Here is a 21,736-nt window from a genome sequence, read left to right as displayed (position 1 = left end):
GAAAAATGTGGATCGAGGAATTTTTAAAGAAGTTCCATTACCTTGTGCATTTTTGGATGAAGTGGCTTTAGATAGAAATATTCAATCGATTATAGAGTTAAGTGGAAATAAAAAGATTCGTATAGCGAGTAAATCGTTACGCTCTGTTCCGATTATGCAAAAGATACTAGCTGCAAATGATCGATTTCAAGGTATTATGTGCTTTTCACCTAGAGAGATTTTATTTTTAATAGAACAAGGATTTAATGATTTATTGCTTGGATATCCTGCTTACGATGAAAGAGCTCTGTATGAAATTAGTTTGTTAACAAAGGAAGGTTTCATTATAACTTGTATGGTGGATTGTGAAGAGCATATTGTGTATTTAGAAAACATTGCTGAGCAATCTAAAGGATGTTTTCGTGTTTGTTTGGATATTGATATGAGTAGTCGCTTCTTTCAATTTCATTTTGGTGTACAAAGGTCCCCAGTAAAAAATGTGCAGGATGCGTTGAAAGTAGTAGAAAAGGTGAGAAGGTCATCATATTTAATGTTAGATGGTGTAATGGGATATGAAGCTCAAATTGCCGGGGTGGGCGATTATATACCGAATCAATGGTTGAAAAGTAAAGTGATTTCGTATTTAAAGCAGAAATCAGTGCTAGAAGTTAAAGAAAGAAGAGAACATATTGTAAAAGCAATACAAAACATTGGTATTGAGCTAAGGTTTGTAAATGGAGGCGGAACAGGAAGCATAAAAACAACCGAGAAAGATAATTCAGTTTCAGAGATTACAATAGGTTCTGCTTTTTATTCTCCGAAGCTGTTTGATTATTATAAAGAGGTGAAATTTCATCCAGCGGTCGGATTTGCCTTACCAGTTGTGCGTAAACCAGTCCCGTTTATTTACACTTGCCTAGGTGGTGGATATATTGCTTCAGGAGCAGTTGGAAAAGATAAAGAGCCTGAAGTTTGGAGACCGAAGGGTGCAAAATTATTAGCTTTAGAAGGTGCTGGCGAGGTACAAACGCCAATTTTTTATAACGGCGAGGAACGAGTGGATATAGGAGAGACCATTTTGTTTCGTCATAGTAAGGCTGGTGAATTATGTGAACGCTTTCCTTTTTTATATCGTGTTAAAAAAGGAGAGATTGTCGGGGAGTATTCAACATATCGGGGGGATGGCCAATGCTTTCTATAAAGGGACAAAAGTGGAGAAATTGGACAGGGAATGTAGAAGGAACGCCGTATTATACGATGTATCCAGAAAGTATACAAGATGTAGTAGAAGTTGTGGGGCTTGCGCGAAAAAAGGGAAAGAAAATTCGTGTTGTCGGTTCAGGACACTCGTTTACCCCCCTTGTGCAAACGGAAGAAGTTTTAGTTTCTTTAGATGAATTGAAGGGTATTGTGAATATTGATGCAGAGAAGATGGTTGCTGAAGTATGGGCAGGAACAAAGTTATATGATTTAGGGAAGTTACTTGAGGAAAAAGGTTATGCGCAAGAAAATTTAGGGGATATTGATTCGCAATCTATTGCAGGAGCGATTAGTACGGGGACTCATGGAACGGGTATTACCTTTGGGAGTTTATCAACACAAGTTATAGAGATTACGGCAGTTCTATCTAATGGTGAGAGTATAGTTTGTTCGGAAGCTGAGAACGTAGAATATTGGAGAGCGTTTCAGTTGTCACTTGGAATGTTAGGTATCATTGTAAAGATAAAATTGAAGGTTATTCCAGCGTATTCACTCGTTTATGAAAGTGAAAAACAGTCATTATCCACTGTAATGAACAAACTAGAAGAATATAAGAAGCATCGTCATTTTGAATTTTTCGTTTTTCCTTATTCTGATGAAGTACAAGTGAAACTTACGAACGAAACAACGAATAAAGGCAGTGATTTGAAATGGCATAAACTAAAGGTGGAGTTACTTGAAAATAGGATGTTCTCTTTACTATCTAAAGGATGTAAATGGTTTCCTTCTATAAGTAAAGGCGTGAGTCGGTTATCAGCTAAAGCTGTACCAAACACAAAAATAATTGGCCCGAGCTATGAAGTATTTGCTACATCACGTACGGTGCCATTTTATGAAATGGAGTATAGCATTCCTTCAAAGTATATGAGGACGGTTGTAGAAGAAATCTCAAATCTTATTGAAAAGAAAAAGTATAAGGTGCACTTCCCAATCGAATGCCGCTATGTGAAAGGGGATGATATATGGCTTAGTCCGGCCTATGGAAGAGATTCAGCATATATCGCTGTTCATATGTATAAAGGTATGAAATATGCTGCTTACTTTGGCGAAGTGGAAAAGATTTTTCTGAAGTATGAAGGGCGTCCACATTGGGGGAAAATGCATACATTATCGTATGAACAATTACAATATATATATCCAGAGTTTCATTCGTTTTTACAGGTGAGGAAATCTCTAGATGAACTTGGAATGTTTTTTAATCCTTATGCGGAGAAGTTATTTATCCCGCTATTTGTCAGGCAGTAAGACCCCTACCTCAAAATTCAGTGGAAGCAAAGAAGTTAGGTGAGGGCTAATTAAAGTTTCACATTATGTATATGAAAAAGCTGACAAATAATTATTTGTCAGCTTTTTTTAGTGTAATTGCATTTCTTGTATGACTAATATGTTCATAAAATAGTAGTTTATCCCGGCTAAATACATGTAGTAAAACATGAATAATAAATAGGCCGTTAATGATGAATAGGAATAACAATGTAACGAGTAATATTAGAGGCTCTGTGTGATTTAAAATAGAGCTACTAGAAAGAATATAATTGATTCCACCTAACGCAAAATAAAATATACCGTAGCGAATAAATAGTTCTTTTAATGTAATACGATTTGATTTTCCTTTCACGTGAATGCGAAGCAATGCTTTCCCAATTGTTTTTCCGTTAGTAAAGTATGGAATAATAATAAAGTAAATAAGGATTGAACACGTAATGAAAATGAGTTCATACATATTGGTGTAAGATTGCATATTAGAAACGAAGAAAGAATTTCCTTTGTTTTTAACGACAGGTACGACGATAGATAAGAAAATCCAATCAATTTGCATCGCGATAAGGCGACGAATGAATCCGACTGGTTTCGTTTCCAAATCAATATGACTATCTAACTCGTTTGTCTTCGGAAGGAAGTACGTAAATATTGGTGCAATGATAAAACCAATTACGCCACCTAATGTATTTAAAAACAAATCATCGATATCAAATAATCGGTATGCACAATTGTATATACCGTATAATCCAGTCACTTGTGTTAGCTCGAAAAATAGTGAAAGGAAAAAGGAAATGCAAATTGTTTGTAAGAAACTACGTCGGAAATAATAACGTAAGTAAATACCGAATGGAACAGTTAATAGAACGTTAAAGGCAACTTGTAAAAACGCAGACTCTTTTAATAAGTAGAAATAAGTAGCTGGTTTCGTTAAAACTGCCGATGTATGACTACTAATCTCTTGTATGAAATAAAATGGTGCGAGTTGCATGTGTTGTGTATTAGCCGGTTGTAGGCTACAAGTATCAAACGTTTGTGGCAACGGCAAAATAACAAGAAAATAGGCATTTAATAAGTAAAGTAATAATGAGTATAAAATAAATGAGCGCCATTTATTTAAATAACCGTATTTTCGATAATTAAATATTAAAAAAGGGATTAAAAGAAACATTGCTAAAAAGGGAAATAAAATAAATGCTGTTTTCACTGGAAATAAATATGCAGTCAAAGTAAAACTCCTTTCAATAAAAATTCGTTTATCATTATAGCGCTAAAAATATTTAAATACAAAGTTAAAACCTTTCGAAATAGAAAAAATTACTAACTTGATAGGAATTAAGTTATAATAAATTTAATATAAGGATATTGTGATTATATAAGTTGAGAGAGGGTACAAGAGATGCGATATGAACTTTTTTCTGTAAGTGGGGATCATATTACGACTTTTGAAAGTGCATGGCGTTTTCAGGAGGGAGAACAGATTTTTGTTCATGATGATCAAACAAAACGAAACTTTATTATTATTCGGCTGACGCATGATGTATTTCAACAAAATAAACATGTTATTCGTTTGTATTGTCAAGAGAAGAAAGTGTATGCATAAGAGAAGCCCTCTTACAGTATGAAAAGTAAGAGGGTCCTTATCTCGTTATTTGTGAATAGCCCAATTGATGAGGGTGATTAAAGTTTCACTTTATCATTTTGCCCCTCGTAAGGAATAAAAAGAGAAGGATTAATGCACATAGGTAGCATTTGATTTGGAAGAAAGGATATAGCCTTGTATTTTGTGCTTCAAAGTTTCATTGCCTTCTTTTTGAGAAAGCCATGTATGGTAATCTTGTTGTGTTTTCCATAACATACGAATCATATACTCTGCCTTATCATTTGTACGATGAACAGGTGAAAACTCTATGTTAATACAACCGTTCGTTCCGGGGGAAGGATAATATTGTCTAAGCCCATAAAGTAGCTCATTTTCATATTCGTACTTAATGTGAATGAGTTTAGTAACTATAAACATATAAACACCTCTTTTACGATAATAGTAGGAAAGATAGAATTACTGTAATAGTGAACTTGATAAATATTATACTATTCTGAAAATTGTAAGTAAATAATAGGTTTTAACTTAATAAAGGTATAAAAAAGCGAGTCATTCTATTACACTAGATGACTCGCTTTTAATTTGTAAGTTTTACTTTATAAGAAAATAAGAGTAAGTACACCTACGATAATACAATAGAAAGAGAAATATTTTAAATTTCCTTTTGCCATAATGTTCATAAACCATTTTAGTGAAATATACGTCATGATAAATGTTGCGATGAATGCAACGACATATGGTACGAATAATGTGTCTAGATTTGGGTCATTTGCAATGTCTGTAATGCTTAACAATAAGCCACCTAAGCTAACAGGAATGTATAGTAAGAATGAGAAGCGAAGAGCTGTTTCTTGCTTCATACCAAGTAACATTGCTGCTACGATTGTGGCACCAGATCGGCTTATTCCGGGAATCAGTGCACAAGCTTGTGCTAATCCGACGATGATTGCATCTTTCATAGAAAGGTCGCCATCATTTTTACGACCGCGTAAATTTCTAATAATCCAAAGGCCGACAGCAGTAATAAGAAGGGAAACCCCAACCATCTTCACACCTTTTAAGTACTGATCGATGTAATCTTTAAATAAAACACCAATAACACCTGCTGGAATGGTTGCAATAACAAGATAAATAATAAAGAAGAAATCTGATTTTGCGTCTTCTGCTCTTGTAAATATATAAGAGAGACCATTCTTCGTTAGACGAATTAAATCATTTCTATAAATAAGTAATACAGCTAATAATGAAGCTGAATTAACAAGTAGTTCGAAGCTAAACCCTTCTATTTTTAGTCCTAGCAAATGTTGTGCTAAAACGAGATGACCACTTGAAGAAATCGGAATTGGTTCTGTTAGTCCTTGGAACAGACCGAGAATTAAATATTTTAAAACGTAGTAAAATTGTTCCATAATAACCTCCTTGTTTATTAGTTGAAAGAAACAACTTTTCCATTATAACAAAGATATGGATGAATATTGAAAAGAAATAAATATTCAAAATAAAATAAAAATCCCTTATAGCAGTATAAGGGATTCTTAATTTTAATTAAGAAGTCACTGTTCCTTGAAGACTTTTAGATAATTGAACATCGACTTTTTCAGCATCATGAATATGATTCATAATAGTAGTATTTAATTTTTGGAACATTTGTTGTGTGTTAGCGAATTCTCGTAATATGTCATCATTACAAGACTTTTGGTTTTCGATAGCCTTAATAACATTTGTAGCACCATTTTGTAACGTTTGAATCATAACTAAAATATTTTCAATTCTAGCATTTGTATCGGCGCTCATTTCTACACCTTCATCGACTAAATGTAAATTATCTTTTGTGTTATCATATGCTTTTTCAATTTCTTCTTGTATTTTTTTCGTTAAGTTGCCGATGTTTTTTGTACTTTCTGCTGTACTTTCCGCTAGTTTTCTTACTTCATTGGCAACGACGGCGAATCCTTTACCGTGCTCTCCAGCACGTGCGGCTTCAATACTCGCATTTAATGCAAGTAAATTTGTTTGTGCTGCAATGTTTTGAATGACTTCTACAATTTGCTCGATTTCCTTTGAGCGTTCGCTTAGATGATTCATACTATTAGACGTGCGTTGAGATTGTTCACCTAATTTATTAATTACAATAAGTAAACGGTGAACGGATTCTTTTCCTTCATTAGAGCAGTCAATAATTTCTGCAATAGACTGAATTAAGCTTTGTTCCTTTTGTAACATTTCATTATTTAACTCATTGGAATGTGTCGTACGTGTTGAAACATTTTCGAAACATGAACTTAACTGTTGAACTAAATTTTGAAGTGTATTATGTTGGTTATTTACAAGTTGATGCTCTTGGATAGCGCTTTGTACATGATCGTGGATAGTAGAAATAGTCTCTTGCTTTTCGATATCTTTTTGTTTTAATTCTGCTTCTAATTCTTGTATACGCTCTTCTAATTGAGCAATTGTATGTTGGAGTGATTTTTTTTGAGTAAACATGTATTTATTTCAACCGCCTTCGAAAGTTATATTTTCTCTATATTTGGATTTTAGCATATTTTGTATTTTTTAAATATAGGAATTGTTAAATATTTAAGAATCTATTACATTTTATTCATAATTCTCTTTTTTTCGTCACGAAAAATAAACTGTATTTAATCGTTTTGTAAACAAACTGTAAAATAAATCATGTATAACTGTATAAGAAGGGAGTCGGATTATGAACTATTTTAAGCGAATCAGCTGTCTAGTATTAGCAGGAATTATCGGTCTTTCTAGTACAGTCGCTGTTAAAGCAGAGTCAAACGACGAGAAACTTAACAACATGCAACAGCAATTGCAACAAAACGATGCAGAAATGCAAAAGAAAGAGCAAGAGAAGCAAGCTGTTAGTAAAGAAATTAAAGGTATCGAAAACGAACTACATAATTTAAATAATACAATTGCAAAAAATAAAGAGGATCAAGCTGCTATTCAACGTAAAATCGATGAAACACATAAGCAGATTGAGCAAAAAAAGCAAGAAATTGTCGTTTTGGAGGATAAAGTCCTTGCTCGTAAAGATATTATGAGAAAACGTATGGTTTCTGTTCAAAACAGTTCAAATACAAGTTTAGTAGTAGAAGTTGTAGTAGAGTCAAAAAACTTTGCAGACTTCTTACAACGTATGAACGCAGTTTCTACTATTCTAGAAGCTGATAAAGAAATTTTACGTCTACAAGAACAAGATCTTCGTCAAATTGAAGAGGACAAGAAAACAATTGACGAAAAAGAAGCATCTTTAGTAGTAGACAAACAAAAATTAGCAAAAGCGCAAGCTGAACTGCAAGATAACTTGAAAAAACGTCAAGATAACTTACAAACAGTTCAAGCTAAATATAATGAAGTTGCAAGTCAACTTAATTTAGCAGCGGAAGAAAAAGCTAAAATTGAATCAAATATGAAGACAGTACAAGAAACGATTGCTCGTGAGCAAGAAGCAGCAAGAATCGCAGCGGAAGAGCGTGCAAAAGCAGAAGCGGCTGCAAAAGCAGAGCAAGAAGCTTTAGCGAAAGCACAAGCAGAAATTGCTGAAAAGCAAAAGCAGGAAAAAGCTAGTAAACCAGCTGAACCAGTTGCTAATAATAATTCGAAGGTAGAACCTACCAAACCTGCACAACCTGAACCACCTTCTAAGCCAACTGCTGGTGGGAAAGAAATTTATGTAGAAGCTACAGCTTATACAGCTGATCCAGCGGAAAATGGTTATGCACCAGGTCAACAAGTATTTTCTGCATGGGGACACTATAACTTAACTGCAAACCCAGGAATGAAATTAATTGCTGTAGATCCAAATGTTATTCCATTAGGTAAGACTGTAAATGTTGAAGGTTATGGAGTAGCAATTGCAGCCGATACTGGTGGAGCTATTAAGGGGCATAGAATTGATGTTTTAATGCCAGATAAAGGTTCATCAAGTAGTTGGGGCAGAAGAACAGTTAAAGTTACAATTTTAAACTAACACGTAATCCAACTTTACAATACGTAGAGTTGGATTTTTTTATAATAATAATGTTAAGTTGAGTTTACATTTTGTTAAGGATAGCATACAATAACGGTGAGAGGTGGTAAATTTGACCATTTTAAACAGAGTAAAAGAATTAAGAGCTCGTTTTAACTTTACGCAAAGCGTATTAGCAGAAAAGGTTGGAGTAACGAGACAAACAATTGCAGCAATTGAAAAAGGGGATTACGTTCCTTCGTTGTTATTGGCACTTACGATTTGTGATGTGTTTCAGTTAAAGATGGAAGATGTGTTTGTTTTAAATAAGGAGGGGGAAAAGGATGAATAGAATTGTTTTTTCTTATATTATAAATGTACTCTATACTGCACTAGCATGTTGGACATTTGTTGAATTTTATAGTGTTATTACAGAGTTAGCAGATATAATTAAAAACGAGAAATTCCCGTTTGAAGTATGGTTTAATGGAGTACCATTCATTTTATTATTTATTGGAGCAATTATAGTTACAATTTTTTATAGAATTCAAAAGAAAAAATATAAGAATTTATCTTTTTGGATGTATCCATTATTATTTCCACTAGAAGATGAACGTGAAAAAGCGATTACGGATAAAGCTTGTAGAACAACATTTGTATCGTTATGGTTTGTGTTACCTTGTGCAGTTGGATTTTTAACTTTTTCGCCTATTATTAATGAATATCTTCCTGGATACCCATTATATATTCTATTTTCTATTTTCTTTATTCAAATGACAGTATTTCACGTATCACTATACAGAAATAAATTAGCTTAAAAAGAAACCTTCTTGCACCGGCAAGAAGGTTTCTTTTTAAGCTAATACTTGTACATATAGCGATATTATTTTATCATTTTATATAGAGTAAGATTTTGTAAGGGAAAGGAACTGTGTATGAATAAGCAAAGAATTTATAGTATAGTAGCAATTCTGCTATTTGTTGTAGGTGGCGTGTTAATTGGAAAGCCATTTTATGATGGATATCAGGCTGAAAAGAAACAGACTGAAAATGTGCAGGCTGTTCAAAAGATGGATTATGAAAAGCATGAGACGGAATTTGTAGATGCTTCCAAAATTAATCAACCAGACTTGGCGGAAGTAGCGAATGCATCATTAGATAAGAAACAAGTAATTGGTCGTATTTCGATTCCAAGTGTTTCAGTAGAACTGCCTGTTTTAAAAGCTTCTACTGAAAAAAACTTATTATCAGGTGCAGCGACAGTAAAAGAGAATCAAGTTATGGGAAAAGGAAATTACGCATTAGCAGGACATAATATGTCTAAAAAAGGTGTTTTATTTAGTGATATAGCTTCTTTGAAAAAAGGCGATAAAATTTATTTGTATGACAATGAAAATGAATATGAGTATGCGGTTACTGGTGTATCTGAAGTGACTCCTGATAAGTGGGAAGTTGTAGAGGATCATGGGAAAGATGAGATAACGCTTATTACATGTGTATCTGTAAAGGATAATTCTAAGCGTTATGTTGTTGCTGGTGATTTAGTAGGAACGAAGGCGAAGAAGTAAAAAAGAAGGTGAACTCTTTAAAGAGTTCACCTTCTTTTTTACTAATGTTGAGAAATAATAGAATATTTCGGTTCGTATTTAAATATTCTTCTATTTATGTATAATAAAGTTAGAATTCTATATTTTGGGAGGAACAAGAGTGAGACAACAGGTGAAGAAACTTCTTTTAACAACGAGTATAGCGTTATTGGTAGCTCCAATTTCAGCTTATGCGCATCCAGGGCGTACAGATGCTAATGGCGGACATACATGTCGTACAAATTGTGAGAAGTGGGGATTACAGTACGGGGAATATCATTATCACAATAAACCAGCTTCTAGTAGTGGCGCAACGAGCCCAGCTCCTAGTCAGAATAATAATAGTGCTGTAGAAGCTGAGAGACAAGCAGAAGCACAGCGCAATACTGAGGCTGAAAAACAACGTGCTGCAGAAGCACAGCGTAAAGCTGAAGAAGAGAGACAACGTGTAGCCGAGGAACAAAGAAAAGCTGAAGAGGCACGTAAGCAAGAGGAAGCGCAGCGCCAAGCTGATATGGAAAAAGGTCAACTTGAAGGTCAAAAGAATGGAGAAACTGATTTTAAAGCAGGAAAAAATGATGCAGAAGTGCATGTAGCTGGAAAATCTGATGCATATAAACAAGCGTTTAAAGCGACTTATGCAGCCGCATGGTCTTTAGAAGAGCAGAAGAAAACGCATTTTGAAAAAGGAAAAGAACAAGGTTTAGCACAAGAGACGATGGACGATAGTCAAGTTGCTCCAGAGTTTAAGGTAAACTTTGCAGACGGGTTCAAAGTAGGGAATAAAGAAAGAACAGAAAAAATTGAAAAAGAGCAAGCTGAATTAGGGGAAAAGACAGGGAAAGAACTAGCTGAAAAGAATCCTGAAAATAGAGAGAAAGAAGTATACGTGAAGGCATATGAAACAGCGTATGAAAAAGGCTATAAGTCTACAAAAAAGGCAGTAGAAAAGGCTGGCTATAAGTATGCATTTGAAAACTATGATTTAAAAGTTCCTGCTAAGTATGAACGAAATGAATTGTTAAAGAAGTGGTTTACTGAAGGATTTAAATCGAATAAAAAAGCAGCGGAAATTCGAGAAGAAGGGTATAAAAAAGGAGACAGCTGGTTCTCATTCTTCTATAAGAGTTTCGTACCAAGTGAATATAAAGAACATAAAGAGCTGTACGAACAAGCAATAGAAAAAGGTAAAACAGCATAAAAAAGATGAGGAGAAATTCCTCATCTTTTTTAATCCATCCATTTCACTAATTTCTTAGAAATTAATAATAAAACACAGCCTAATACAATTGCCACAGCGCCAATAACTGTGAATACTTCAGCGTATCCAAGTGAAGTTGTGAAGCTTGCGAGTTGTCCGCCTAAAATGTTGGCGATACCTGAACTTGCTAGCCATACACCCATTAATAAAGATGCTAATTTTACCGGAGCAAGCGCACTAACCATTGATAGTCCGACAGGTGATAAGAATAGCTCACCTAACGTATGGAAAAGATACGTAAAGACGATAAACAGTAAGTTTGCTTTTTCTGTAATGTTATGTTCATCACTACCTGTTTTTAATGTAGCGATAACGAGAATGATATAACCGATACCGAGTAAGATCATACCAAGTCCCATTTTAGTTGGGATTTTTAAATCACCCTGCTTGCGAGTTGCAAGTTTTGCCCATAATGCAGAAATGACTGGAGCAAGTAAAATAATAAATAATGGATTGACCGATTGGAACCAAGATGTTGGAACTTCCCATCCGAACACAGAGCGGTCTACAAATTTGTTTGTATATAATGTTAATGAGCTACCAGCTTGTTCAAAGCCAGCCCAGAAGAAGACAACGAAGCATGTTAAAATGACAATAACTGCGGTACGTTGTTTTTCTTTTTTTGTTAACGGTGTATCTCCTACTGATGGTTGTCCAGCAGCTGTTTGTAAATCACGAGTTGGTTTTTTACCGATATTACCAAGGAAGCGATTTGATAGTGTTGTAAATAAAATTTGTCCAATGATCATTCCGATTGAAGCGGCTAAGAAACCGTAACGGAATCCGTAATGTACAACGCCATCAACTGTTGTTTTGAATAAATTTTCTGATAAAAATCCGCAAACGAGTGGAGCTAAAAATGACCCGACGTTAATACCCATATAGAAAATGGTAAATGCACTATCACGTTTTGGATCGTTCTCTTCGTATAATTCTCCAACCAGTGTAGAGATGTTCGGTTTGAAGAATCCGTTACCTATAATAATAAGCGCTAATCCGAGGTATAGACCTAATTGGTTTTGCAAGGCAAATAGTGTAAGGTTACCGATTGCCATTGTTATACCACCAATTGTGATTGCTTTTCGTCTACCTAGAAAACGGTCTGTTAAGTATCCACCAATCATTGGTGTGAAATAACAGGCTCCAGTATAAAATCCGTAAATAGAGAGTGCCCATGCGGGACTAAACCCAAGACCACCGCTTACTAAAGCTGTCGTTAAATATAATGTTAATAATCCTCGTAATCCATAGTAACTAAATCTTTCCCACATTTCTGTAAAGAAGAGTAAGTATAAACCTGGAGGATGTTTCTTTTTTCTTTGTTGTTCTCTTTCTAGTTGTATCGCTGATTCCATGTTATTTTCCTCCTGACACAAACAAAAACAAAGTTAATAATTTTGTACACTTAATATTTTACCTTATTAACTATTATAAGTCAATAAAGGTTGATTTTTCAGAAGAAATTGGAAAAGAGGAATAGCTATAGAATGGGTGTTTCTTTTGTGATAGACTATGGACTATGTTTTCTTTGTAAGGAAGCGGGTTATTGTACTTTTTTATATGTGAAATTGATTTCATAAAAGATGAAATTAAAAAAGGAGAAAGAAATGAAATTGTTACAGAAAAAAGAAATTTTACTTATTAGCCTTATGTTATTCTCTATGTTCTTTGGAGCAGGGAATCTTATATTTCCACCTTTCCTTGGGTATGAAGCAGGAGAACATGTTTGGATTTCATTAGTAGGGTTTATTATATCAGCAACAGGTCTTCCTATATTAGGTGTTATCTCTATTGCAAAAGCAGGAAGTTTTCAAACGTTAGCGAGTAGGGTTCATTCTTCATTTGCAATTATTTTTCCATGTATCGTGTATGTATTTATTGGACCTGGGCTTGGTATACCACGTGCGGGAAGTTTAGCTTTTGAAATGGGGCCAGGTCAGTTATTCCCTGAAGCAGGAAGCGGACTATTGTTGTTTTACACAGTTATTTTCTTTAGTATTGTTTACTGGTTAAGTTTATCTCCATCTAAATTAATGGGATTGTTTGGAAAAGTATTGACGCCGTTATTATTATGTATGATTGCACTTATTTTTATAAAGAGTATGTTTACACCGGTAGGAGATATGAAAGAACCAATAGGGAACTATGGACAAGCTCCTATGTTTCAAGGGTTTTTAGATGGATATTTAACAATGGATGCGTTAGCTGCTTTAATCTTTGGAATTGTTATTGCAAATGCATTACGTGCAAAAGGTATTGAAGATGATAAAGGTTTAGCGAAATATATGAGTATTGCTGGCATTGTGGCAGGATTATTATTATCGATTATTTATGTCATCCTTGGATATGTGGGGGCAATTAGTGGCTCATTAGGAACATTCGATAACGGTGCGAAAGTGTTAGCGCAAGTTATGACTACATTATTTGGGCAGGGCGGAGTCGTTTTATTAGGTCTTATTTTTACTATCGCATGTTTATGTGTTTCAATTGGACTTGTTACGTCTTGTAGTCAATTTTTTGCGAGTGCATTTCCGAAAGTATCTTATAAAGTGTGGGCATTTATAGTAAGCGTTGTTAGTATGATTTTAGCTAATTTAGGGTTAACGCAAATTTTAAAAGTATCAGTACCAATTCTTGGATTTATTTATCCAATTGCGTTAACGCTTATTATTCTAGGGTTATTCCATCAGTATATTGGAAAGTATGCATACGTATATGCAGTAACTGTTTTGGTTGTAGCGATATTTAGTGCAATTGATATTTTAAATAAAAATGTAATGATGAATCAGTGGACGTCAGCATTAAAATACATCCCGTTTTATACAGAAGGTGTTGGGTGGATTGTTCCAGCTATTGTAGGCATGTGTCTTGGTTTTATCGTTAGCATTTTTCTAAATAAGAATAAATGAGTAAAAAGGTGTTTTCCTATTTTGGGAAGACACCTTTCTTTTTTTGGAAAAATACTATTGAAAATGAATAGACTAAGAGTATGATAAAGATAATTGGTAATATATAGGTTTAATGAGAGTTACGAATAAGGGGGGAGCGTATGAAGAAGGATTTGGATAAGAAAATAGAAGCACTCGAAACGGCAATTGAAACAATTCAAGAAGCACTTGCTGAATTAAAAGTAAAGCAAAGGGAAATAGAAGTAGAAAACGCTCAGCAACGTGTTAGTAAGAACAAGAAAGAATATATTGAAACGGTAATGGAGGAAAAGCCAAAAGAAGAAATAGTTAAGATAAAAGAGCCTTTGCAAGAACGTCAGGTAAAACAAGTAGATATATCTACTTTTAAACCAGAGCCATTTAATATTATTAAGTTTTGTCAAACATGGTTACCGCGTGTATTTGTCGGTATTATGTTGCTTGGAGTGATCTGGTTATTTAAAGCAGGGGTAGATGCTGGCTTATTAACACCAGCGATACGAATTGTGTTTGGTATCGTATTATCTATCGGATTGTATTATATAGGAGATATTCAAATTAAAAGAGAGCGGCAGGCGTTAGGGTTAGTATTAGCTGGAGGAAGTATTACCGGGATTGTTCTAACAACGTTTGCAGCACATTATTTATATGGATTTATTCCGGCAAGTGTCGCGTTTCTCTGTAATATTGCATGGGTTATTTTAGGTATTTATTTAGCGAAAAGATATCAATCGGAATATCTCACTATTTTCGTAGCGGTCGGAGCGTTCTTCGTACCATTCTTGTTAAATAGTACGACTCCTAATCCTTATATTTTCTTTGGATATGAGACAGTATTAACACTTAGTTTATTATGGTATGCGTTGAAAAATCGTTATAAATACTTATATATGATTTCTTACGCTGTTGCTGCCATTGTCCTTTTCGTTTTCTTTGCTGTTATGTCAATGTTAGTAGAGAACTTGCAAGTACAGTTAACGATTGTATATGGTTTGATTCATTTACTATTATTTTGGCATATGTTTACGGAGAGAAGTTTTATACTAGAACCACGTTTGGCGATATTTAGTGCAAATGCAGTGTTCTTTATACTAGCTATTTCAAAAATACATGATTTTACAACATGGGGATTAATTATTAGTGCAATCGTGCATGCCGCTATGTTCGTATTTGAATATAGGAAAAATAGACATTCTACATTTACAAATCTCTTATTTGGTTTCGCAATGGGAGCATTTAGTTTAGCAATTTTATATGAGTATAGTTTAGTGAATGCAGCGATTGTACTATTATTACAAGGTTTCCTCGGCATGGTCACTTCTATTAAAGTAAAACAACAGATAAAATTGTATGTTAGTGCGACGGTTTACGCAATTGGAATGATACAGACTATTTTTAGCCCGTTTGATCAATTTATTTCGGCAGGCTTTGTTGCTCATCTTATTTTAATAGGAACGTTCTATTATTGCATGAGAGAAGCGAAAGAAGTATTAGCGAGCTTCGGCAAATATATGTATTCTATAGTGCTCTATTGGTTTATGATAATTGTATTTATTACAATTACGAGAATCGGTGAAGTTTTATCTACAGATGGAAGCGTAATTAGTGTATCAGTATCGTTATTATGGATGGTATATGCATTATTTGCGGTTTGGTTTGGAAGAAATAGAAATATGAATGAAATATTATATGCTGGTTTAGTCGTTTTAGTCGTAACGGTAGGGAAGTTATTCTTACTTGACTTACCAGAGGTATCAATGATGATTAGGGCAGTGTTATTCCTAATCGTCGGTAGTATAGGTATCGTTATTTCAAGAATGTTTTTCTCGAAGGAAGAGAAGTGAGAAGAAGGCAATCCATGTATGGATTGCCTTTTTTATTATTTCTTATTAATCGTTACAGTTTCATTATATTTCGTTGTTGTATTTTGGCGTAGACGAAGCGTTGCTTGTCCAGTTGTATTTGAATCAATCTGTACATTTACAACTTTCTCAGCAGAGCCTAAGCTGTTTGTTGTGAAAGAAAATGCACTACTATATCCAAAAGTAGATGGCCAAGTGCCGTTTGCATTTTGTAATTTAGCCACTTGTGTTCCACCAGTAGTGAAGATACCTAAAGAATAGTTGTTATAAGTTGTATTAGGTAGTAAGTTGTTTACTTGAATCTTCATTTGGAAAATTTCATTGTTTGGTAGAATGCTAGGGTGTGTAACGACGTAGTCGCTTGTTGTTACCGCACCATTATAACCGTATGAACCTGGTTTGAAAGTATTTGTATTAAACCATTGATAACCTGCATTTGGTGCACCCCAAGGTTCAGGTTGTGGTTCTGTTGATAAGCTTGGCTGTTCAAATGTCTGTAGAGCTGTAGGTGAATCAAGTTGTAAACCATTTACTTGATCTAAACTTGTAAATGTCTCTTTATTCGATAACCAATTTACGATGTTTTCTAATAAGATAGCATCGTTTTCTTCTTTATAACCATCGTAAGTTTTCTTTGTTTGGCCAGAATCTTCACGAACGTACTTTGGCGTAGCATCTTCAACAGGAGAAGAGTCACCAATAAAGGCAGCTTTTCCAAGTCCTACTTTTGCAATTGCAGCATATGGGCCTTCTGCAATACCACCGCCATTATAAACGCCGCTATCAACAGCGTTATTCCATTTTGATGGATTTTCTGGAAGGTAAACAAGTCCTTTTGCTAGTTTTGGGTTTGTAATTGCTAGAGTAGAACCAGCATGCATTGCTACAGACGAAACACCTTTTGTAATTCCGAAAGATTGTTGAGGTGATACAATTGTTTTCGCTGAAACATCACCAAGTGCATTGTAGCGGAAGCGAATACCGAAGTTGTCAGAGAGCCAATCAGAGCTTTCTACTCCTTGCATAGCTTGTGAATTTGCTTCTTCATTAGACATTCCTTTTGCTGGATTATCCCAAGCACCGCGTCTATATCCATTAAATACTTCAGAAGAGTCCCAGCGATTTTTATTACGATCTGCATTGTAATGATCAGCAATAAAGAAGATACTACCACCATTTTTTACATATTGTAACATAGCGTCCTGCTCAGATTTTTTGTAAGGAATATTAGCTTCTGGAACGATAAATACATTGTAATCTTTTAAATCTTCGTACGTAATAGGTGTTGATTTACGAAGTTCCTTTACGTGATATCCGTTTTTTGCAATGCCGTTTCCGAAGTCAGAAAAGCCGCCGTCAATAACCCAGTCAGCTGTCCCAGCAGTTTGACCGTGTGTATTATCAAATAATACTTTCTTCCCATTGTTTTGATTTACAACTTTTGCAGCAATTTCAGGAGCTGGGTCTACAGAGCTTTCGGCATAAGTAGACGGTATGAACGAGGTCCCTATACTTAGTGTAATTGCTGTTGCTAAAGAAAATGTAATCCATTTTTTATTCTTCATAGAAGAATCCCCCTAATAATAAATATATGTGCTTTAATAATGTAATTTATTTTTCTGTAAAAATAAAGACGGAAAACATAAAAAATATTAAAAAATTGTAAAAATACCGTGAATTTTGTTGAGAAATATTTATATAGATATAAAAACATCCCTTCCAAGTAATAAGGAAGGGATGTTTTGCTTAACTAATTTTTGAGTTAGGTGTTTCATCAATCTTATGAAACCCTTTCATGTAATATACGATTGCTAAGCCGATAAGCCAAATTGGGCCGACAATCAATGCAATTCGTGTATCTTCTGAATACGCCATTATACATAAGACTAGTGCAAGGAAGGCAAGTGAGAAATATGAGCTTAATGGGTATAAAGGCATTTTATATGATAACTTTTGTTTATTTTGAGTAGGCAAGCTTTTACGGAATTTAATTTGAGCGACTAATATAATGCCCCAAGTCCAAATTGCACCAAAAGTTGAAATGCTAGTAAGCCATGTAAATACCTTTGCAGGTACGAGATAGTTTAATATAACACCAATGAGTAAAACGATAGCAGTTGCTACAATTCCTTGGCTTGGAATACCGTTTTTATTTAAACGACCAAATCTTTTAGGAGCTTTTTTCTGCTGAGCTAATGTATATAGCATACGGCCTGTACTAAATAAACCACCGTTACAAGAAGAAAGAGCTGCTGTTAATACGACAAAGTTAATAATACCTGCTGCTTTTGCGATACCAATTTGCTGGAATGTTAATACGAATGGACTGCCTTTCTCACCAAGTTCGTTCCATGGATAAATTGCCATCATAACGAATAATGCCCCAACGTAAAAGAGTAGAATTCTCCAAAATACGTTATCAATTGCCTTTGCGAGTGTTTTCTTCGGATTTTGAGCCTCACCAGCTGTAACACCGATTAATTCAACGCCTAAATAAGCGAATAGTACCATCTGCATGGAGAGTAGTAACCCAGAAAATCCATTTGGGAACCAGCCACCATGTGACCAAAGATTTGAAATACCAGTAGCGATACCACCGTTTCCGAATCCGAATAAAATAATACCAGCTCCGACTACTATCATACAGATAATTGTGACAATTTTAATGAGAGCAAACCAAAACTCAAGTTCTCCAAATACTTTTACCGATAAGAAGTTAAAAGCGCTCATTAATAATAGAGCAAGTAACGCCCAAGTCCAGCGCGGGATATCAGGGAACCAGTACTGCATGTAAATGCCAGCTGCTGTAATTTCAGCCATGCAAGTAACAACCCATAAGAACCAGTAATTCCAACCAGTAATATAACCAGTGAGTGGTCCAATATAATCATATGCATATTTACTAAAAGAACCAGCAACAGGTTGTTCAATTGCCATTTCCCCAAGCGCTCGCATAATGAAAAAAATAACGAGACCGGCAATCATATAGCCTAGCAAAATAGAAGGACCTGCTAGTTTAATGGCGGAAGCGGATCCTAAAAATAGCCCAACGCCAATAGCTGAGCCCAGTGACATTAAAGTAATATGTCGTTCTTTTAAACCACGATTTAAAGTTCCAGATTTGTTTGTGTGCTGCATAAGAAGAATCCCCCTTGTAGAGTGAACGATATTTGAATGCGTTTACTAAATATTTAACTATTTCAAATTATAAAACATTTCTATCTGTTATGCTACAAAAATAATCATAATGAACTGTACTACATCTGTACTTGTCAGACTTAAACTTAAAATTCGAACTATTAGGGAATATATTGACTCTTCTTTTTATTGATTGTTAAGATTAAGTATTATATTTGCTCACATACTAGTAAGAAAAAGAATGTGTGATAATAATTCAGGTGTAGGAAGGGTACATAAGCATGTTTCAATTACAAAAATATAACACTTCTGTGAAGCAAGAGTTTTTAGCTGGCATCACAACTTTTTTTACATTTGCGTATATTCTTGTCATCAATCCAAAAATATTATCTGATGCAGGTGTACCATTTGACCAAGCGTTTACAGCAACAATTATTGCAACCGTTGTTGGAACAGTAGGTATGGCGATTTTCGCGAATTACCCGATTGTTATTGCTCCAGCTATGGGAATGAATGCATATTTTGCTTATTCTGTTGTACAGAAGGCAGAAGGGATTACATATGTAGTTGCCTTTTCAGCTGTATTTGTAACGGGGATTATTTTTCTTTTATTATCTTTTACTTCGTTTAGGCAAAAGTTAATTTTAGCAATTCCTGATAGTTTAAAGCATGCAATTGCAGGTGGAATTGGACTATTTATTGCTTTTATTGGATTGCGCCTTTCTGGAATTATCGTGGATCATCCGTCTAATTTAGTTACGATTGGTGATTTTCATTCTCCAGCTGTTATTTTAACTTTAATTGGTTTAATATTAGCGGCGGTATTAATGACATTGCGTGTGAGCGGTGCATTATTTATTAGTATGATTGTGACAGGAATTATTGCCTTCTTTACAGGGCAATTGAAGTTTGCTGATAAAATTGTGGCGATGCCTCATTTACCAGAGGGTATCATCGTTTCAAACCCAATCAATGCCTTTTCAGATGTAATTGAATACGGATTATACGGCGTTGTATTTTCATTTTTACTTGTACTTTTATTCGATACAACAGGTGCATTACTCGGTTTAATTAAACAAGCAGGTTTAATTACAGACAATACAGAGAAGCGTTTTGGTAAAGCGTTTATTGCAGATGCAATTGGCGGGACTACAGGTTCTATCTTTGGAACAAGCCCAACAGCAGCGACGATTGAATCATCAGCAGGTATTGCTGCAGGTGGTAAAACTGGATTAACAGGGATTGTAGTTGTTGGTCTAACAATTATAACGGCATTTTTTAGTCCTGTTATTGCTTCTTTATCAAGTGTAGCCGCTATTACAGCTCCTTCATTAATTATAGTAGGTAGTTTAATGGCACAAAGCATTCGAGATATTAATTGGAATGAATTTGAAGATGCGTTACCAGCATTTTTAATTTTTATAGGTATTCCGTTAACATCTAGTATTGCAAATGGAATCGCAATTGGATTTTTAGTATATCCAGTCTTGAAAATTGTGAAGGGTAAAGGGATGGAAGTGCATCCATTACTATACTTATTTGCATTCTTATTTGGATGTCATTTATTCTTATAATATAAATATAGGAGAGGGCCTTCTTATGGGAGGCTCCCTTTTTGTGTATAATAAAGTGAAACTATGGGCAGTAGGGGATATCCTCACTGTGTATTAGCCCGCACCAATCGGGATAAGATGAAAACTTAATTGGTTTTGTAAAATATAAATTACTTAATGGAATATATATGTTACAATATAGATAGAGGAGGAACATGAATGGCTGTAAGTAAAATAAAAGTCGCGCGTGTTCAGTTAGATTTAACACAGCAACAATTAGCAGAAAAAGTAGGCGTTACAAGGCAAACGATTAGTTTAATTGAGAAGGGGAAATACAATCCATCTTTAGATTTATGTTTAAAAATTTGTTATGCAGTAGATAAAACGTTGAATGATTTATTTTGGGAGGAAAAGGAGTGGTAGGATGAAAATCGTGAAAGATGAACGTTTAATGATTGAAGGGTTAAAACATATTAGATTAGCTTTCATCTTACAAAATATCGTCATACTAGCTATCTTCTTTTACCGCTATGTCTTGCAAGGGGCAGGATATGAAAGTGTTTCGGATTTATTAATGGTATTTATGGGCGGGATAATAATTATTAACTTTTTAAATCTGAAAAATTCAGTGGAAGTGTATGAGCATACGGGCGGAGTGTCGCGTCGTTATTTTATGAAGCTATTATTCATTCCGGTGGGTATTATTATTGGGATTTTAGCTATTTGTATCGTTGTAACACCAGATATTTCGATAAAGGAAATTAGTATGACAGGACTTATTATGTTTGCTTGTTTTTTAGTTCCTAGTTTGTTTATATACATATATATGAAAAAAATAAAAAGAGAAAATTGAAATATAAGAAAGGCTTTCCCGTATTGAGGAAAGCTTTTCTTATATCTTTTTATACAAAACTTTATGAAGGCCAATTGGTTCAATTTCAAAAATTTCACCATGCTCCTGAAAGCCTAATCGCTTGTAATAGTCAGTTACAGTAATTCGGCCATTACACCATAACATATTTGCTTGACGCTCTTGTAAGATTTGTTCTGCATTCTGAATTAAGGAGCTTCCAGCGTGGTTGTTTCGAAACTCAGGTAATGTGGCCATTCCTCGTAGACGATAATGAATACCGGCTGGTAGGTCAGGGTATATTTCTTTTGAGAAGGAAGCGATACTAATTAGTTCATCGTTTATAAATGCGCCTAAGTGGAAGGTGTCTGTTTCATAATCGGAAGGATATTTACAATCTGCTAATGTTTGATTGGGGCGTAAAATTTTTTGACGTAATACGTAAGTTTCAGATCCCTCAATATTTTTCACGATAATCATATTAACATCC

20 protein-coding genes and 1 pseudogene are annotated in these 21,736 nt (G+C 34.6%); 13 read left to right on the top strand and 8 right to left on the bottom strand.

All coding sequences use genetic code 11. The annotated features are described in order from the left end of the window. Window positions 1–7 precede the first annotated feature (7 nt). Both ACTFR8_RS25890 and ACTFR8_RS25885 read left to right on the top strand, forming a co-directional pair. Window positions 8–1,180, top strand: a complete 1,173-nt coding sequence (locus ACTFR8_RS25890; protein WP_000373743.1) for an amino acid deaminase/aldolase — start codon at window positions 8–10, stop codon at window positions 1,178–1,180. Further along, a complete protein-coding gene (locus ACTFR8_RS25885) occupies window positions 1,168–2,484 on the top strand; it encodes a D-arabinono-1,4-lactone oxidase (protein WP_048568080.1) in 1,317 nt (438 codons plus the stop codon). The genes ACTFR8_RS25890 and ACTFR8_RS25885 overlap by 13 nt, the downstream gene beginning before the upstream one ends. 91 nt (window positions 2,485–2,575) lie before the next feature. On the opposite strand, the gene ACTFR8_RS25880 is transcribed toward ACTFR8_RS25885, so the two are convergent. Then, on the bottom strand, window positions 2,576–3,727 hold the full coding sequence (locus ACTFR8_RS25880) for a VanZ family protein (RefSeq protein WP_000128012.1): 1,152 nt from the start codon (window positions 3,725–3,727) through the stop codon (window positions 2,576–2,578). Window positions 3,728–3,898: 171 nt separating this feature from the next. Here ACTFR8_RS25880 and ACTFR8_RS25875 point away from each other — a divergent pair, with 171 nt between their 5' ends. Beyond that, window positions 3,899–4,102 carry a hypothetical protein gene (locus ACTFR8_RS25875; protein WP_001268332.1) on the top strand — a complete coding sequence of 68 codons (204 nt, stop codon included), beginning with the start codon at window positions 3,899–3,901 and terminating at the stop codon, window positions 4,100–4,102. Between the two features lie 129 nt (window positions 4,103–4,231). Here the strand turns inward: ACTFR8_RS25875 and ACTFR8_RS25870 are convergent, their stop codons facing one another. The 3 genes and pseudogenes from ACTFR8_RS25870 to ACTFR8_RS25860 form a co-directional block, all read right to left on the bottom strand. Beyond that, window positions 4,232–4,519, bottom strand: coding sequence for a hypothetical protein (locus ACTFR8_RS25870; RefSeq protein ID WP_025966743.1), 288 nt, complete (start codon window positions 4,517–4,519; stop codon window positions 4,232–4,234). A gap of 179 nt (window positions 4,520–4,698) precedes the next feature. Continuing rightward, window positions 4,699–5,511: an undecaprenyl-diphosphate phosphatase gene (locus ACTFR8_RS25865; RefSeq protein WP_000434796.1), complete on the bottom strand. Its 813-nt coding sequence runs from the start codon at window positions 5,509–5,511 to the stop codon at window positions 4,699–4,701. Between the two features lie 136 nt (window positions 5,512–5,647). Then, window positions 5,648–6,178, bottom strand: a pseudogene (locus ACTFR8_RS25860) (methyl-accepting chemotaxis protein); the annotation flags it as partial. A 631-nt stretch (window positions 6,179–6,809) separates the two neighbouring features. On the opposite strand from ACTFR8_RS25860, the gene ACTFR8_RS25855 reads away from it, so the two are divergent. The 5 genes from ACTFR8_RS25855 (at window position 6,810) to ACTFR8_RS25835 (ending at window position 10,856) form a co-directional block, all read left to right on the top strand. Then, on the top strand, window positions 6,810–8,090 hold the full coding sequence (locus ACTFR8_RS25855; protein ID WP_001105789.1) for a 3D domain-containing protein: 1,281 nt from the start codon (window positions 6,810–6,812) through the stop codon (window positions 8,088–8,090). 112 nt (window positions 8,091–8,202) lie between these two features. Continuing rightward, on the top strand, window positions 8,203–8,421 hold the full coding sequence (locus tag ACTFR8_RS25850) for a helix-turn-helix transcriptional regulator (protein ID WP_000154020.1): 219 nt from the start codon (window positions 8,203–8,205) through the stop codon (window positions 8,419–8,421). Continuing rightward, window positions 8,414–8,887: a hypothetical protein gene (locus ACTFR8_RS25845; RefSeq protein WP_001080043.1), complete on the top strand. Its 474-nt coding sequence runs from the start codon at window positions 8,414–8,416 to the stop codon at window positions 8,885–8,887. Before ACTFR8_RS25850 ends, ACTFR8_RS25845 begins: the two co-directional genes overlap by 8 nt. A gap of 117 nt (window positions 8,888–9,004) precedes the next feature. Further along, on the top strand, window positions 9,005–9,637 hold the full coding sequence (locus tag ACTFR8_RS25840) for a class A sortase (protein WP_001041724.1): 633 nt from the start codon (window positions 9,005–9,007) through the stop codon (window positions 9,635–9,637). A gap of 139 nt (window positions 9,638–9,776) precedes the next feature. After that, window positions 9,777–10,856: a YHYH domain-containing protein gene (locus ACTFR8_RS25835; RefSeq protein WP_001249811.1), complete on the top strand. Its 1,080-nt coding sequence runs from the start codon at window positions 9,777–9,779 to the stop codon at window positions 10,854–10,856. Between the two features lie 29 nt (window positions 10,857–10,885). On the opposite strand, the gene ACTFR8_RS25830 is transcribed toward ACTFR8_RS25835, so the two are convergent. Further along, window positions 10,886–12,271 (bottom strand): peptide MFS transporter, encoded by a 1,386-nt coding sequence (locus tag ACTFR8_RS25830; protein ID WP_000443143.1) that lies wholly within the window; start codon window positions 12,269–12,271, stop codon window positions 10,886–10,888. A gap of 252 nt (window positions 12,272–12,523) precedes the next feature. On the opposite strand from ACTFR8_RS25830, the gene brnQ1 reads away from it, so the two are divergent. Together brnQ1 and ACTFR8_RS25820 are read left to right on the top strand one after the other, a co-directional pair. Next, complete coding sequence (brnQ1, locus tag ACTFR8_RS25825; protein ID WP_252209797.1) at window positions 12,524–13,825, top strand: branched-chain amino acid transport system II carrier protein BrnQ1; 1,302 nt, start codon at window positions 12,524–12,526, stop codon at window positions 13,823–13,825. A gap of 140 nt (window positions 13,826–13,965) precedes the next feature. Continuing rightward, on the top strand, window positions 13,966–15,687 hold the full coding sequence (locus ACTFR8_RS25820) for a DUF2339 domain-containing protein (RefSeq protein ID WP_252209798.1): 1,722 nt from the start codon (window positions 13,966–13,968) through the stop codon (window positions 15,685–15,687). Between the two features lie 35 nt (window positions 15,688–15,722). On the opposite strand, the gene ACTFR8_RS25815 is transcribed toward ACTFR8_RS25820, so the two are convergent. Further along, entirely contained in the window at window positions 15,723–17,270 is a 1,548-nt protein-coding gene (locus tag ACTFR8_RS25815; RefSeq protein ID WP_252209799.1) for a DUF2194 domain-containing protein, read from the bottom strand. Window positions 17,271–17,451: 181 nt separating this feature from the next. Beyond that, entirely contained in the window at window positions 17,452–18,843 is a 1,392-nt protein-coding gene (locus ACTFR8_RS25810) for an amino acid permease (protein ID WP_252209800.1), read from the bottom strand. A gap of 281 nt (window positions 18,844–19,124) precedes the next feature. Here ACTFR8_RS25810 and ACTFR8_RS25805 point away from each other — a divergent pair, with 281 nt between their 5' ends. From ACTFR8_RS25805 to ACTFR8_RS25795, 3 genes are all read left to right on the top strand, one after another. Beyond that, window positions 19,125–20,417 (top strand): NCS2 family permease, encoded by a 1,293-nt coding sequence (locus tag ACTFR8_RS25805; protein ID WP_000487191.1) that lies wholly within the window; start codon window positions 19,125–19,127, stop codon window positions 20,415–20,417. A 198-nt stretch (window positions 20,418–20,615) separates the two neighbouring features. Further along, complete coding sequence (locus ACTFR8_RS25800) at window positions 20,616–20,819, top strand: helix-turn-helix transcriptional regulator (protein ID WP_000301183.1); 204 nt, start codon at window positions 20,616–20,618, stop codon at window positions 20,817–20,819. 1 nt (window position 20,820) lies between these two features. Continuing rightward, window positions 20,821–21,249 (top strand): hypothetical protein, encoded by a 429-nt coding sequence (locus ACTFR8_RS25795; protein ID WP_252209801.1) that lies wholly within the window; start codon window positions 20,821–20,823, stop codon window positions 21,247–21,249. Window positions 21,250–21,288: 39 nt separating this feature from the next. Here the strand turns inward: ACTFR8_RS25795 and ACTFR8_RS25790 are convergent, their stop codons facing one another. Further along, window positions 21,289–21,726: a GNAT family N-acetyltransferase gene (locus ACTFR8_RS25790; RefSeq protein WP_000587680.1), complete on the bottom strand. Its 438-nt coding sequence runs from the start codon at window positions 21,724–21,726 to the stop codon at window positions 21,289–21,291. Between the last annotated feature and the right edge of the window lie 10 nt (window positions 21,727–21,736).

This window comes from Bacillus cereus group sp. MYBK15-3 (assembly GCF_051916765.1).
Classification (GTDB): Bacteria; Bacillota; Bacilli; order Bacillales; family Bacillaceae_G; genus Bacillus_A; species Bacillus_A cereus.
This window is presented reverse-complemented; position numbering and strand designations above follow the sequence as displayed.